Origin of the sequence: Streptomyces tricolor (genome assembly GCF_002155905.1) — a bacterium.
GTDB lineage: Bacteria > Actinomycetota > Actinomycetes > Streptomycetales > Streptomycetaceae > Streptomyces > Streptomyces tricolor.
The window spans coordinates 1-14,557 of the sequence record NZ_MUMF01000065.1 but is presented as its reverse complement, the minus strand read 5'-3'; the positions used below and the strand labels follow the sequence as shown (position 1 = coordinate 14,557).

The 14,557-nt window shown below is 70.7% G+C and carries 9 protein-coding genes and 2 pseudogenes; 5 read left to right on the top strand and 6 right to left on the bottom strand.

Annotated features, from left to right (window positions below):
- The first annotated feature begins 22 nt into the window (after positions 1-22).
- Both aspS and CCN44_RS05400 read left to right on the top strand, forming a co-directional pair.
- On the top strand, positions 23-1,786 hold the full coding sequence (aspS, locus tag CCN44_RS05405; RefSeq protein WP_059250121.1) for an aspartate--tRNA ligase: 1,764 nt from the start codon (positions 23-25) through the stop codon (positions 1,784-1,786).
- Positions 1,787-1,894: 108 nt separating this feature from the next.
- Positions 1,895-2,773 (top strand): intradiol ring-cleavage dioxygenase, encoded by an 879-nt coding sequence (locus tag CCN44_RS05400; protein WP_414820486.1) that lies wholly within the window; start codon positions 1,895-1,897, stop codon positions 2,771-2,773.
- A gap of 6 nt (positions 2,774-2,779) precedes the next feature.
- On the opposite strand, the gene CCN44_RS05395 is transcribed toward CCN44_RS05400, so the two are convergent.
- Positions 2,780-3,490 carry a nucleotidyl transferase AbiEii/AbiGii toxin family protein gene (locus CCN44_RS05395; RefSeq protein ID WP_059250123.1) on the bottom strand — a complete coding sequence of 237 codons (711 nt, stop codon included), beginning with the start codon at positions 3,488-3,490 and terminating at the stop codon, positions 2,780-2,782.
- 147 nt (positions 3,491-3,637) lie between these two features.
- Here CCN44_RS05395 and CCN44_RS05390 point away from each other — a divergent pair, with 147 nt between their 5' ends.
- Positions 3,638-4,981 carry a pectate lyase family protein gene (locus tag CCN44_RS05390; protein WP_086696986.1) on the top strand — a complete coding sequence of 448 codons (1,344 nt, stop codon included), beginning with the start codon at positions 3,638-3,640 and terminating at the stop codon, positions 4,979-4,981.
- A 78-nt stretch (positions 4,982-5,059) separates the two neighbouring features.
- Here CCN44_RS05390 and metG read toward each other — a convergent pair whose 3' ends face one another.
- Positions 5,060-6,775 carry a methionine--tRNA ligase gene (metG, locus tag CCN44_RS05385; protein WP_059250125.1) on the bottom strand — a complete coding sequence of 572 codons (1,716 nt, stop codon included), beginning with the start codon at positions 6,773-6,775 and terminating at the stop codon, positions 5,060-5,062.
- Positions 6,776-6,905: 130 nt separating this feature from the next.
- Positions 6,906-7,541: pseudogene (locus CCN44_RS05380) on the bottom strand (VWA domain-containing protein); the annotation flags it as partial.
- Positions 7,542-8,057: 516 nt separating this feature from the next.
- On the opposite strand from CCN44_RS05380, the gene pcrA reads away from it, so the two are divergent.
- The gene (gene pcrA / locus CCN44_RS05370) at positions 8,058-10,565 is read left to right on the top strand and encodes a DNA helicase PcrA (protein WP_059252174.1); all 2,508 of its coding nucleotides are present in this window, start codon (positions 8,058-8,060) and stop codon (positions 10,563-10,565) included.
- A 62-nt stretch (positions 10,566-10,627) separates the two neighbouring features.
- On the opposite strand, the gene CCN44_RS05365 is transcribed toward pcrA, so the two are convergent.
- Positions 10,628-12,175 carry a M23 family metallopeptidase gene (locus CCN44_RS05365; protein WP_086696984.1) on the bottom strand — a complete coding sequence of 516 codons (1,548 nt, stop codon included), beginning with the start codon at positions 12,173-12,175 and terminating at the stop codon, positions 10,628-10,630.
- Positions 12,176-12,451: 276 nt separating this feature from the next.
- Positions 12,452-13,303: an esterase/lipase family protein gene (locus tag CCN44_RS05360; RefSeq protein WP_059252176.1), complete on the bottom strand. Its 852-nt coding sequence runs from the start codon at positions 13,301-13,303 to the stop codon at positions 12,452-12,454.
- A gap of 224 nt (positions 13,304-13,527) precedes the next feature.
- On the opposite strand from CCN44_RS05360, the gene CCN44_RS05355 reads away from it, so the two are divergent.
- On the top strand, positions 13,528-13,950 hold the full coding sequence (locus tag CCN44_RS05355; protein WP_059252177.1) for a cobalamin B12-binding domain-containing protein: 423 nt from the start codon (positions 13,528-13,530) through the stop codon (positions 13,948-13,950).
- Here CCN44_RS05355 and CCN44_RS05350 read toward each other — a convergent pair.
- A pseudogene (locus tag CCN44_RS05350) lies at positions 13,926-14,557 on the bottom strand (DUF5691 domain-containing protein); the annotation flags it as partial. The gene CCN44_RS05355 and the pseudogene CCN44_RS05350 sit on opposite strands and share 25 nt — an antisense overlap.

The window sequence follows — 14,557 nt, the reverse complement described above, 5'->3', positions numbered from 1 at the left end:
CGCAAAGACTGGATGAACGACGATGCATCGGTACAGGTCCCACACCTGCGGCCAGCTCCGCGCTTCTGACGTCGGCACCGACGTCCGGCTGAGTGGCTGGCTGCACAATCGGCGCGACCTGGGCGGCATCCTCTTCATCGATCTGCGCGACCACTACGGCATCACGCAGCTGGTCGCCCGCCCCGGCACCCCGGCGTACGAGGCCCTGGACAAGATCTCCAAGGAGTCCTCGGTCCGCGTCGACGGCCGCGTTGTTTCACGTGGAACCGAGAACGTGAACCCCGACCTGCCCACGGGTGAGGTCGAGGTCGAGGTCTCCGAGGTCGAGCTGCTCGGCGCGGCCCAGCCGCTGCCCTTCACCATCAACACCGAGGACGGGGTCAACGAGGAGCGGCGCCTGGAGTACCGCTTCCTCGACCTGCGCCGCGAGCGCATGCACCGCAACATCATGCTGCGTACGGCCGTGATCTCGGCGATCCGCCAGAAGATGGCGGCGATGGGCTTCAACGAGATGGCGACGCCGATCCTGTCCGCCACCTCCCCCGAGGGCGCCCGCGACTACGTGGTCCCCTCCCGGGTGCACCCCGGCAAGTTCTACGCGCTGCCGCAGGCCCCGCAGCAGTTCAAGCAGCTGCTGATGATCTCGGGCTTCGACCGCTACTTCCAGATCGCGCCCTGCTTCCGCGACGAGGACGCCCGCGCGGACCGCTCGCCGGGTGAGTTCTACCAGCTCGACGTCGAGATGAGCTTCGTCGAGCAGGAGGACGTCTTCCAGCCGATCGAGAAGCTCATGACGGAGCTGTTCGAGGAGTTCGGCGGCGGCCGGCACGTCACCTCGCCGTTCCCGCGCATCCCGTTCCGCGAGGCGATGCTGAAGTACGGCTCCGACAAGCCGGACCTGCGCGCCAAGCTGGAGCTGGTGGACATCACCGACGTCTTCGAGGGCTCGGAGTTCAAGGCCTTCGCGGGCAAGCACGTGCGCGCGCTGCCGGTGCCGGACGTCTCCGCGCAGCCCCGCAAGTTCTTCGACCAGCTCGGTGAGTACGCCGTCGAGCAGGGCGCCAAGGGCCTGGCCTGGGTGCGCGTCGGCGAGGACGGCTCGCTGTCCGGCCCGATCGCGAAGTTCCTCACCGAGGCGAACGTCGCGGAGCTGACCAAGCGCCTCTCCCTGGCCCCCGGCCACGCCGTCTTCTTCGGCGCGGGCGAGTACGACGAGGTCTCGAAGATCATGGGCGCGGTCCGCGTCGAGGCGGCCAAGCGCGCCGGCCACTTCGAGGAGGGCGTCTTCCGCTTCTGCTGGATCGTCGACTTCCCGATGTACGAGAAGGACGAGGAGACCGGCGGGATCGACTTCTCCCACAACCCCTTCTCGATGCCGCAGGGCGGGCTGGAGGCACTGGAGACCCAGGACCCGCTGGACATCCTGGGCTGGCAGTACGACATCGTCTGCAACGGCGTCGAGCTGTCCTCCGGCGCGATCCGGAACCACGACCCGGAGATCATGCTCAAGGCCTTCGAGATCGCGGGCTACGACCGGGAGACCGTCGAGGAGAAGTTCGCGGGCATGCTCCGCGCGTTCCGCTTCGGCGCCCCGCCGCACGGCGGCATCGCCCCGGGCGTGGACCGTATCGTCATGCTCCTCGCGGACGAGCCGAACATCCGCGAGACGATCGCCTTCCCGCTCAACGGCAACGCCCAGGACCTGATGATGGGCGCCCCGACCGAGCTGGACGAGTCCCGCCTGCGCGAGCTGCACCTGACCATCCGCAAGCCGCAGCCGAAGTAGGGCACCACCCGGCCGTGCGCGCCGATCTGTCCGGACACGCTCTTGACGATCGGCGCGCACAGCCGTCTCCGGGCTCGGTGACAGGTTCCGCCCCTACGGTCCCGGCCCATGACTGACACCCCCGAAGACAACGGCACGAGCCATGACCTCACCCGTCGTACGGTGCTCATGGCGGGCGGAGCGGGCGCGGTGGCCCTGGGGCTCGGCGGCGCCCTGGCCGTCGACGCGTCGGCGGAGGACGGCGGCACGGCGGACACCTGCTACACGCTGACCTCCGAGACCGTCGAGGGCCCCTACTACATCGACGCCGACAGGATCCGGCAGGACGTCACCGAGGACCAGGAGGGGATCCCCCTCGTCCTGCGGCTCAAGGTGATCGACGCGGAGACGTGCCGGCCGCTGAAGGACGCGGCCGTGGACATCTGGCACTGCAACGCGGTGGGCGTCTACTCCGGGTACGAGGCGTCCGGCAGCGGCGGAGGCGGTGGCGGCGGCCCGGCCCCGGGCGGAACCCCGACGGGCACCCCCACGGGTGCGCCCCCCTCCGGCGGCCCCGGCGGCCCGGGCGGCCACCAGGAGCCCACCGACGACAGCCGCTATCTGCGCGGCACCTGGCGCACCGACCGGCGCGGGTACGTCACCTTCCGGACCGTCTTCCCCGGCTGGTACCAGGGCCGCTGTGTGCACATCCACGTCAAGGTGCACGTCGACGGCGCCTGGACGGACGCCGGGTACGACGGCGGCCGCACCTGCCACACCGGGCAGCTGTTCTTCGCCGAGCAGGCGGTGCTGCTGACGGAGGCCGTCGAGCCGTACTCCACGAACACCGCCCCCCGCACCACGCTCGACGAGGACACCATCTACCCGGGCAACGGGTCCGCGGGCGGCCTGCTGCACCTGGCGTACGACCGCAGGCACATCGCGCGCGGTGTCCGGGCCCGGCTCACCCTGGGCGTGGCCCCGGACGCGACGCACGACGGCGGCTGATCCGGCTCAGTCGCCCTGCGCACCGGTCTCGTCGGCCTCCTCCGCCGCGGTGTCCGGGGACGCGCCGTCCTCCAGGAGCCGTTCGGCGATGTCGTCGGACCAGTGCTGGGCCCAGGCGCGCAGGGCGACGACCCCGGCCTCGTCCAGGCCGTACCGGAGGAAGTCCCCGTCGGAGTAGAAGTCCGTGCCCGTCAGCCGGGACTGGAGGGTGGGCAGGTCGAACGGGTCGTGGGCGTGCCGGCGGCCCAGTTCCTCCAGGTCGGGCAGGGAGAAGCGGGCCGCGCAGGCCTGCGCGTCGATGAGGTCGACGGCCGCTCCCCGGTCGTACAGGGCCCGGATCTTCGTACCGACGGCGTCCGCCAGGGAGAGGGCCGGGCCGTACGCGGTGAGTTCCGGCGGCTGCCAGAACGCCTCCTTGTGCAGCGCGAGCGCGCACGGATCGCCGGTCGGCGGGTCGGTGACCGTCAGCTGTGCGGTGAGCGCGGTGACCGCGCCGGTCCGCACCCGCCGCCCCCGCGCCTCCAGGGCCGCGCCCACGGCACCGGCGAGCTGCTCCATGGGCTCGGCGCTCTCGGTGGCGAGGTCGAGGTTGGCGTGCGGGCGGCGGAGCAGTCCGTGCGCCTGGAGGGCGTAGCCGCCGGCCAGCACCAGACCGTACGGCCCGCCGGCCGGGACGACGTCCGCGAGCAGCCGGCGATGGGGTTCGGGGATGTCCACGGGAAGATTTTCCGGCTTCCCGCCCCTGCCGCGCGACGCCCGACCGGGCCGCCCGGAGAAATTCTCGCGGCGGGCGGCAACGTCCCCCCGGGCGGCGGCCACTGAGGGGACGTAAGGCATGTTCGACAGACCCTTAAGGACTCCTCCGTGGCAGCTCCCTCCCACCGCCGGTCCCTCCGCAAGCGGCGCACCCTCGCCGTGTCCGCCGCCGTCGTGGCCGCGGGTGTCGGTGCCGGGGTGTTCGTGATGAACGCGAACGCCGACGGCGTCGACCTGTACCACCAGACCCTCGCCGCCAAGGACGGCTGGGCCGCCTCCGGCACGGGGACCACCGGCGGCGCGAAGGCCGACTCCGCGCACACCTTCACCGTCTCCACCCGGGCCCAGCTCGTGAAGGCGCTGGGTTCGGCCTCCGACACCACGCCCCGCATCATCAAGGTCAAGGGCACGATCGACGCCAACACCGACGACAGCGGCAGAAAGCTGACCTGCGCCGACTACGCGTCCGGCACCGGCTACTCGCTGTCGGCCTACCTCAAGGCCTACGACCCGGCCACCTACGGCCGCTCCAAGCTGCCCTCCGGCACCCAGGAGAAGGCCCGCGCCGCCGCCCAGGACAGGCAGGCGAAGAACATCGTGTTCAAGGTGCCGGCCAACACCAGCATCGTGGGCGTGCCCGGCACCGACGCCGGGATCACCGGCGGCATGCTCCAGATCCAGAACGTGGACAACGTCATCGTCCGCAACCTGACCTTCTCCGCCACCGAGGACTGCTTCCCGCAGTGGGACCCGACCGACGGCGACGACGGCAACTGGAACTCCGCCTACGACTCGGTCAGCCTGCGCGGAGCGACCCACGTCTGGGCGGACCACAACACGTTCACCGACGCGCCGCACTTCGACAAGGCGAACCCGACGTACTTCGGCCGCGAGTACCAGATCCACGACGGCGCCCTCGACATCACCAAGGGCTCCGACCTGGTGACCGTCGAACGCAACCGGTTCACCGACCACGACAAGACGATGCTGATCGGCAGCAGCGACAAGGACAGCACCGGCAAGCTGCGCGTCTCGATCCACCACAACGTGTGGAAGGGCATCGTCCAGCGCGCCCCTCTGGCCCGCCTCGGCCAGATCCACCTCTACAACAACGTGTACGACACGACGACCGTCAACGGCTACGCGCCCCAGTACAGCATCAACTCCCGTGCGAAGGCCCAGGTCGTGGCGGAGGCCAACCACTGGACGGTGCCGTCCGGCGGCAAGGTCGCCAAGCTGCTCAGCGGCGACGGCACAGGCTCCGTCGCGGGCAGCGGCAACCTGGTCAACGGCACGGTGACCGACCTGGTCGCCGCCTACAACGCCGCGTCGTCGAAGAAGATCGGGACGACGGTGAACTGGAAGCCGACCCTCACCGCGGGCCTCCAGGCGTCGGCGAAGAACCTGCCGGCGGAACTGGCGAGCACGACCGGCGCCGGCGTGCTGAAGTAACCGGCCGGGAACGACGGAGGGCGCCGAGCGGGATGCTCGGCGCCCTCAGGCGTGCCTCAGTGCGTCAGTGCGGCGCGGTCAGGCCTCCTCGCCGCCGAAGCGCTCCTTGTACGCCGCGAGGTCCTCGTCGGTCAGCTTGGCGAACAGGACCGGCGGGACGGTGAACGGGGTGCCGGCCGGCACGGACGTCAGGGCCTTCGCCGCGTCCCGGCTCACCCAGGACGCGGTGTCGTCGGCCAGGGAGAACGCCTCGCGCATCGTCTTCGCGGTCGCCGGGATGAACGGCTCGGAGACCACCGCGTACAGGTGGATCAGGTTCATCGCCGTACGCAGGGTGAGGGCCGCGCCCTCCTTGTTCGTCTTGATCTCCAGCCAGGGGGCCTTCTCCTCCAGGTAGGAGTTGCCGGCCGACCACAGGGCCCGCAGGGCCGCGGCGGCCTTGCGGAACTGGAGCGCCTCCATCTGCTCCTCGTACTCGGCGAGCAGGCGGGCGATCTCCTCGCCGAGCCGTGCCTCCGCCTCGCCGGGCTCGCCGCCGGCCGGGACCTCCTCGCCGAACCGCTTCTTGCTGAAGGACAGCACGCGGTTGACGAAGTTGCCGAGGGTGTCGGCCAGGTCCTTGTTCACCGTGGCGGTGAAGTGCTCCCAGGTGAAGGACGAGTCGTCCGACTCGGGGGCGTTGGCGATCAGGAAGTAGCGCCAGTAGTCGGCGGGCAGGATGTCCAGGGCCTGGTCGGTGAAGACGCCCCGCTTCTGCGAGGTGGAGAACTTGCCGCCGTAGTACGTCAGCCAGTTGAACGCCTTGACGTAGTCGACCTTCTTCCACGGCTCGCGCACGCCCAGCTCGGTGGCTGGGAACATGACGGTGTGGAAGGGGACGTTGTCCTTGGCCATGAACTCGGTGTAGCGGACGGTCTCGTCGGCGTCGTACCACCACGCCTTCCAGTCCCGGTTCTCCGGGTCCTGGTCGGCCCACTCCTTCGTCGCGCCGATGTACTCGATCGGGGCGTCGAACCAGACGTAGAAGACCTTGCCCTCGGCCGCCAGCTCCGGCCAGGTGTCCGCCGGGACCGGGACGCCCCAGTCCAGGTCGCGGGTGATCGCCCGGTCGTGCAGGCCCTCGTTCAGCCACTTGCGGGCGATGGAGGAGGCCAGCTGCGGCCAGTCCGCCTCGTGCCGGGCGACCCACTGCTCGACCTCGTGCTGGAGCTTGGACTGGAGCAGGAAGAGGTGCTTGGTCTCACGGACCTCCAGGTCCGTGGAGCCGGAGATCGCGCTGCGCGGGTTGATCAGGTCGGTCGGGTCCAGGACGCGGGTGCAGTTCTCGCACTGGTCGCCGCGGGCCTTGTCGTAGCCGCAGTGGGGGCAGGTGCCCTCGACGTAGCGGTCCGGCAGGAAGCGGCCGTCGGCGGGCGAGTACACCTGGCGGATGGCCCGCTCCTCGATGAAGCCGTTCTCGTTCAGCTTGCGGGCGAAGTGCTGGGTGATCTCGCGGTTCTCCGGGCTGGAGCTGCGGCCGAAGTAGTCGAAGGCCAGCGCGAAGCCGTCGTAGACCGCCTTCTGCGCGTCGTGCGCCTGGGCGCAGAACTCGGCGACCGGGAGGCCCTGCTCCTTGGCGGCCAGCTCGGCGGGGGTGCCGTGCTCGTCGGTCGCGCAGATGTACAGGACGTCGTGGCCGCGCTGGCGGAGGTACCGGGAGTACACGTCCGCCGGGAGCATGGACCCCACCATGTTGCCCAGGTGCTTGATCCCGTTGATGTACGGAAGGGCGCTGGTGATGAGGTGTCGAGCCATCGCGGGCTGCTCCCAGGTCGCTACGTGTACGAACCTTGAAATCGTAGCCGACGTGTGTATGCCGCCCGCTTCCCGTATTACGGGGTGAGAAGCGGGCGGCACGGTGATCGTGGAGCGTTGCGGGCGCGTGTTACGGGCGCCAGTGCGCGAGGACGCCCTCGTACAGCTCGGTGTCCGTCAGCTCGCGGGGGGTCGGGCCGGCGTGGAAGAAGGACGTGTTGCCGGTCTTCAGTTTGCGGAGGTAGTCGAAGGCCTTGTTGTCGTGCTCGCCGAAGGCGACGAAGGAGAAGAACACGGCGGGGTGGTTCTTCGCGGCCTCGGTGAGCGCCTGGGTGGCGGGGGTCTTCGCGTCCGGGGCGCCGTCGGTCTGGAAGACGACCAGGGCGGGGGTGCCGGGGGTGGCGTGCCGCTGGTGGTGGGCGAGTACGGCCTCCACGGCGGCGTGGTAGCTGGTACGGCCCATGCGGCCGAGGCCGGCGTGGACGTCGTCGATCTTCGTCTCGTGGTCCGGGGTGAGGGTGAGGTCGGTGGTGCCGTCGACCTCCGTGGAGAAGAAGACGACGTGGACCGTGGCCTCGGGGTCCAGGTGGGCGGCGAGGGCGAGGGTCTGGTCGGCGAGGGCCTGGGCGGAGCCGTCCTTGTAGTACGGGCGCATGCTCGCGGAGCGGTCCAGCACGAGGTAGAGCTTCGCTCGGGCGCCGGTGAGGTCGGTCTTCTTGAGGGTGGCTGTGGCGGCCTTGTAGGCGGTGGCGAGGGCGGGGGTGCGGATGCCCGCTCCCTGGGCTCCGCCCGGGCGCGGCTTGCGGTGCGACGCCAAGGGTGGCGACTCCTTCCGTACTGCCGCCTACCGGGTCAGCGGTGGGGGCCCCAGGCCCTTCGGGCTCTGGGGGAGGGTTCGGGCGGAGGAAGGGTCGCCCTACGGCGTCGTCCCGGGCGGGAGTCGGCCGATTCACCCCAGGATCGGTGGGTCCCCGGCTCCGGGCACCGTGCGGGGCGCGCCGGACTCGGCGGAGGCCGCGCGGCCCGGCGACGTTCGCCGGAGGGGGGTCGTGCGGCCTGACGGCAACCTAGCCAACTCGTGTGTCTTCTGTGAAGGTTGGTGTGCGGTATGTCCGATACATTTCCGTGACCTTGGAGCAGATTCACGTCCGCGTGACCGGGTGCCTCCACTGTGTGAGCAGCGCAAAGGCGCCGTACCCGCGAAGATCAACTGGCGGTGGGGGCCGTGATGTTCCGGGGACGGCGACCGGTTGTCGGTGGGGCGCCCTAGACTCGGAGAGCGATGAGCAGCCTCTTTGACGACAGCTTCCTGGCGGACCTCCAGGCCCCTCGCGGGCACGAGGAGGAGCCTCCGCCGCCGCCCGAGGACGATCACACTCCGGAACCCGTGCCGGACGATCTGTTCGGCGGGAAGTTCGACGTGCCACCGGACCGGGACGCGTACTACCGCGACGGCGCCCCGCGCCCCGCGCTCGACTCGGCGGCACTCCTGGAAGGGCTGAACGAGAACCAGCGCGCCGCGGTCGTGCACGCCGGCTCCCCGCTGCTCATCGTCGCCGGCGCCGGCTCCGGCAAGACCCGCGTGCTGACCCACCGCATCGCGTACCTGCTCGGCGAGCGGGGCGTCCACCCGGGCCAGATCCTCGCGATCACCTTCACCAACAAGGCCGCGGGCGAGATGAAGGAGCGCGTCGAGCAGCTCGTCGGTCCGCGCGCGAACGCGATGTGGGTGATGACCTTCCACAGCGCGTGCGTGCGCATCCTGCGCCGCGAGTCGAAGAAGCTGGGCTTCACGTCGTCGTTCTCGATCTACGACGCCGCCGACAGCAAGCGCCTGATGGCTCTGGTCTGCCGCGACCTGGACCTCGACCCCAAGCGCTTCCCGCCCAAGTCCTTCAGCGCCAAGATCAGCAACCTGAAGAACGAGCTGATCGACGAGGAGGACTTCGCCGCCCAGGCCGCGGACGGCTTCGAGAAGACCCTGGCGCAGGCCTACGCCCTGTACCAGTCGCGGCTGCGCGAGGCGAACGCGCTGGACTTCGACGACCTGATCATGACGACGGTCAACCTGCTGCGCGCCTTCCCGGACGTCGCCGAGCACTACCGCCGCCGCTTCCGGCACGTCCTGGTGGACGAGTACCAGGACACCAACCACGCCCAGTACGCCCTCGTCCGCGAGCTGGTCGGCACCGGCGAGCGGCCCGCCGGGGACGTCGACGTCCCGCCCGGCGAGTACGACGTCCCGCCCGCCGAACTGTGCGTCGTGGGTGACGCGGACCAGTCGATCTACGCCTTCCGGGGTGCGACGATCCGCAACATCCTCCAGTTCGAGGAGGACTACCCGAACGCGACGACGATCCTGCTGGAGCAGAACTACCGCTCCACGCAGACCATCCTGTCCGCCGCCAACGCCGTCATCGAGCGCAACGAGTCCCGCCGCCCGAAGAACCTGTGGACCAACGCCGGCCAGGGCGCGAGCATCGTCGGATACGTCGCCGACACCGAGCACGACGAGGCGCAGTTCGTCGCCGACGAGATAGACCGCCTGGTCGACGCGGGCGACGCGCGCGCGGGAGACGTCGCCGTCTTCTACCGCACCAACGCCCAGTCCCGTGTCTTCGAAGAGGTCTTCATCCGCGTCGGCCTGCCCTACAAGGTCGTCGGCGGGGTCCGCTTCTACGAGCGCAAGGAGGTCCGGGACGTCCTGGCCTACCTGCGGGTCCTCGCCAACCCGGAGGACTCGGTGCCGCTGCGCCGCATCCTCAACGTGCCCAAGCGGGGCATCGGCGAGCGCGCGGAGGCGATGATCGACGCCCTCTCCCAGCGGGAGAAGATCAGCTTCCCGCAGGCCCTGAAGCGCGTGGACGAGGCGTACGGCATGGCCGCGCGCTCCACCAACGCCGTCAAGCGGTTCAACACGCTGATGGAGGACCTGCGCACCATCGTGGAGTCCGGCGCGGGCCCGGCGACCGTCCTCGAAGCGGTCCTCGAACGCACCGGCTACCTCGCCGAGTTGCAGGCCTCCACCGACCCGCAGGACGAGACCCGGATCGAGAACCTCCAGGAACTCGCGGCCGTGGCCCTGGAGTTCGAGCAGGAGCGCGGGGAGGGCGCGGCGGGGGCCGCCGCGCCGGGGGGCACGCTCGCCGACTTCCTGGAGCAGGTCGCCTTGGTCGCCGACTCCGACCAGATCCCCGACGAGGAGGACGGCGACGGCGTCATCACGCTGATGACCCTGCACACCGCCAAGGGCCTGGAGTTCCCGGTCGTGTTCCTGACCGGCATGGAGGACGGCGTCTTCCCGCACATGCGCGCCCTCGGCCAGACCAAGGAGCTGGAGGAGGAGCGGCGCCTGGCGTACGTCGGCATCACGCGCGCGCGGGAGCGGCTGTACCTCACGCGGTCCGCGATGCGCAGCGCCTGGGGCCAGCCGTCGTACAACCCGCCCTCCCGCTTCCTGGAGGAGATCCCGGCCACCCATGTGCAGTGGAAGCGGACGGGAGCGGCGGCACCGGTGTCCTCCGGGCCGGCGTCCGGGATCGCGGCCTCGCTGTCCTCGAGCCGTTCGCGTTCCTCGGCATCGGGCGCGTCCGGGTTCGCCACGCGGCGTACGGCGGAGAAGCCGGTGGTCGCGCTGGCCGTCGGGGACCGGGTCACCCACGACCAGTTCGGGCTCGGCACGGTCGTCGCGGTAAAGGGCACGGGTGCGAACGCGGAGGCGACGATCGACTTCGGTGACGCCAAGCCGAAGCGGCTGCTGCTGCGGTACGCGCCGGTGGAGAAGCTGTAGGGAGAAGCCCGCGGCCGACGGGAGGGGCCCCGCTGAAGAGCGGGGCCCGGGAGCCGGACGGTCTAGGTGGGATCCAGTCCGTGGCTCCGCAGCCACGACAGCGGGTCTATCGCCGACCCGCCTCCCGGCCGTACCTCGAAATGCAGGTGCGGGCCGGTGGAGTTGCCGGAGTTGCCGGAGTAGGCGATCGGCTGGCCCGCCTTGACGGTCGTACCGGAGGCGACGCGGTAGCTGGAGAGGTGGCAGTACCAGGTCTCCGTGCCGTCCTTCGCGGTCACGATCATCATGTTGCCGTAGGCGCTGTTCCACTTGGTGGTGACGGTGCCGTCGGTGGCGGCCATCACGGTGGTGCCGTAGGAGACCGGGAAGTCGATGCCGCTGTGCACCGACATCCAGTTGATGCCCGCCTGGCCGTAGTAGGCGCTGAGTCCGTGCTGCGCGACCGGCAGCGCGAACTTGGGGCGCAGCCGCTCCTTGAGCGCGGCCTCCGCCGCCGCCTTCTTCTTCTCCAGCTCCTGCTGCGCCTTGAGGTCGATCCGCTCCTGGGTGCGGCTCGCCCGGTCGGCGAAGTCGTCGGCACCCGCGGAGAGCGTCTGCAACTGGCTGTCCAGCTTGCTGTTGGCGACCGACGGCTTGACCGGCTGCGCGTCCGCCGCGCTGGCCGAGCTGTCCTGGGAGTCCTCGGTGAAGGTGCCGACCGAGGCGGCGGCGATCCCGGCGACCCCCATCACACAGGCCGACGGCACGGCGACGGTCAGCAGCGCGGAGCGTTTGGCAGGCGTACGGCGGCGGGAGCGCGCCCCGCTGCGCGAGCCCGCGCGGGCAGCGGGTGCCGGGCTGATCTCTTCCTGGCCGTCCAGCAGGTCGGTCACGACGGGCAGTTCGCCGGTGGCGTCGGGCTCGCCCTCGCCGGCGGGCTGGTCGCCGAAGGAGGTGTCCTCGTACGGCAGTTGCTCGAAGGCCGCAGTCGCCTGCGGGTCGCCGGCCTCCTCGAACGCGGTCTGCTCGAAGGCGGGCTGCGAGGTGCCGACCGCCTCGAAGGTCGCGGTGGCCTGCTGATCGAACGGTTCGCCACCCTGCTCGGACTGCGCCGGCACGGACTGCCCGGCGGAGTTCCACTGCGTCGCGTCGTAGGCGCCCGTGTCGAAGGCCTGAGTGCCCCACTCCCACTGCTGGGTGGCGTCGGCGCCGCCCGACTGGTCGGGCCGCAGCCAGGAGTTCGCGTCCCACTGGCCGCTGGTGTCGTTCCCGGTGGACTGCGCGGGAACGGTCCAGGCGGTGCTGTCGTAGGCACCGGTGTCGTAAGAGGCGTGGTGCTGGGCCGCGTACGGGTCGTAGGCCGGGGTCTGGACGGTGCCGGTCTGCCACTGGGTGGCGTCGTAGGTGCCGGTGGTCTGCTCGCCGCCCGGGAGGCTGCCGAAGAGCGGATCGGCCTGAAAGGCCGTGGCGGTGCCGGAACCATCGGTAAAACCGGTGGCGTCATAGCCGCCGTACGTGGTGAGGTCGTCGTAAGGGGCTTCCTGTGCCCCGTACGGCGCGTAGTGCGCGGTGGAGGCGTCGGAAGCCGGGGCCGGGGTGGTCAAGCTCCCCGGCGGGTGACGGTCGTTCACCAACTTCTCTTTCGCCTCGACAACAGGGGCTGCCAGAGCAGTGCGGCGACTGTACCCGGCAGTACCTGGGCGCGACAATCTTCGACTGGTTTCGCGTGGGCCGGAAACGGGCATTCGGCCGTGTTTCGGCGGACCCCGCACCTTACTTTGGCTTTGCGTTCGAAGAATGTTCGATGTCGAACGGCAATGTGGCCGCTGTGTGCCGACTGTGCCGAGGCTGTGCGCCCCCCGCGGGACCGGCGCCCGCCGCCCCGCCGCCCCTGGTCCCGGCCGGCCTCAGGCCACCGTCAGGCCGTCGGCGGACCGGTCGCCGGGGTGCGGGGCGTCGAGCGCTTCGCGTATCCCCGCCGCCACGGCGGGGTGGACCGGCAGGGCGAGATGACCGATGCCGGTCACCCGGACGTTCTGCGCGTCGAGGTCGGGATGCCGCACGCAGGCCGACTCCAGCGGATCCATCAGAGAGTCCAGATCGCTCCAGAAGCTCACGAAGCGGGTCCGGCAGCCGGGGGCGGGCCGGGCCAGCTCCTCGATGACCGCCGACCCCGGCCGCATCTGCCGCACGATCGGATGCGCGTCCGCCAGCGGCGCCACCCGCGTTCCGGAGTGCGGCGTGCCGAGCGTGACCAGCGTGCGTACCCGCAGGTCACCGCCCAGGCACTGAGCGTAGTAGCGCGCTATCAGACCGCCGAGGCTGTGCCCGACGACGTCGACCCGGGCACTGCCGGTGCGCTCGCAGATCTCCTCGATGTGCCGGCCGAGCAGCTCGGCCGCGGTGCGTATGTCGCACGTCAGCGGAGAGTAGTTGAGTGACTCCACCCGCTGCCGGCCGTGCTGGGCCAGGGTGCGGCGGAGCAGGACGAACACCGAGCGATTGTCGATGAAACCGTGCAGCAGGACGACCGGCGGTGCGGGGCGGACCGGCAGCGTGGAGGTGCCGTCCCCGTCCGGCCGCGCGCCGGAGCGGCGTTCCTGGATCAGACCGGTCGGATACAGCAGGAGATGACCCGCCAGGATCGCGGCCTCCAGGGCGGTCGCCCTGAGCAGCGTCATGGACAGTCCGGCCAGTCTGCCGGGCCACATGCGGCGGCAGAGCGGGAGAAAGAGCGGCAATACTCCGGTGACCTTCATGGCCGACCTCCCGTCGGCACGCCGGAGGACGGCTGGGTCCCCCGTGTGCCTTCATGTCCCATCATGTGATTTCCCCCTCGCCGGGCACCGTGAAACCGCCGGTTGCGAGATGCTGGAGATAACGTTCGTTCACTTCGCGACGGTGGCGGAACGCGCCAAAAGTGCGGTACTTGTCGGTACGGACGGAAGCCGATCGCTTCCGTGGTCGCTTGATGGAGGCAGTGATGGGTGTGGCAGCCGGTCCGATCCGTGTGGTGGTCGCCAAACCGGGGCTCGACGGCCACGATCGTGGAGCCAAGGTGATCGCGCGCGCTCTGCGCGACGCCGGTATGGAGGTCATCTACACCGGGCTCCACCAGACTCCGGAGCAGATCGTCGACACCGCCATCCAGGAGGACGCCGACGCGATCGGCCTGTCCATCCTGTCCGGCGCCCACAACACGCTCTTCGCCAAGGTCATCGACCTGCTCAAGGAGCGCGAGGCCGAGGACATCCTCGTCTTCGGCGGCGGCATCATCCCGGACGAGGACATCCCGCCGCTGAAGGAGAAGGGCGTCGCCGCGATCTTCACCCCGGGCGCGACGACCGCGTCGATCGTGGACTGGGTCCGGGAGAACGTCCGTCAGCCGGCCGCCTCCGGAGGCTGAGCGGCCGTCTCCGGCGCCTCGGCGGGCGGTGCGGACGGGGCGAGTTCCCGCGTCATCGCCGCCCGCAGCCGCAGCGTCGTCACCAGCCGCTGGAACGCCTCCGCCCAGTACCCGCCGGCCCCCGGGGCGGCGTCCTCGCGCTCGTCGGGTATCGCCAGCAGCGCTTCCAGCCGTACGGCGTCCCCCGGGTCCAGGCAGCGCTCGGCCAGCCCCATCACCCCGCTGAAACTCCACGGGTAACTTCCCGCGTCCCGGGCGATGTTGAGAGCGTCCACGACCGCCTGGCCCAGCGCCGGCGCCCACGGCACCGCGCACACCCCGAGCAGCTGGAACGCCTCCGACAGGCCGTGTGTCGCGATGAAGCCGGCGACCCACGCCGCCCGTTCGGCCGGATCCAGCGCGGCCAGCAGCTTCGCCCGCTCCGCCAGGGACACCGCGCCCGGACCGCCGGCCTCCGGAGCCGACGGCGAACCGAGCAGCGCCCGCGACCACGCGGCGTCCCGCTGCCGTACCGCCGCCCGGCACCAGGCCGCGTGCAGTTCGCCCTGCCAGCCGTCCGCCACCGGCAGCGCCACGATCTCCTAGGCCGTCCGCCCGCCCAGCCGCC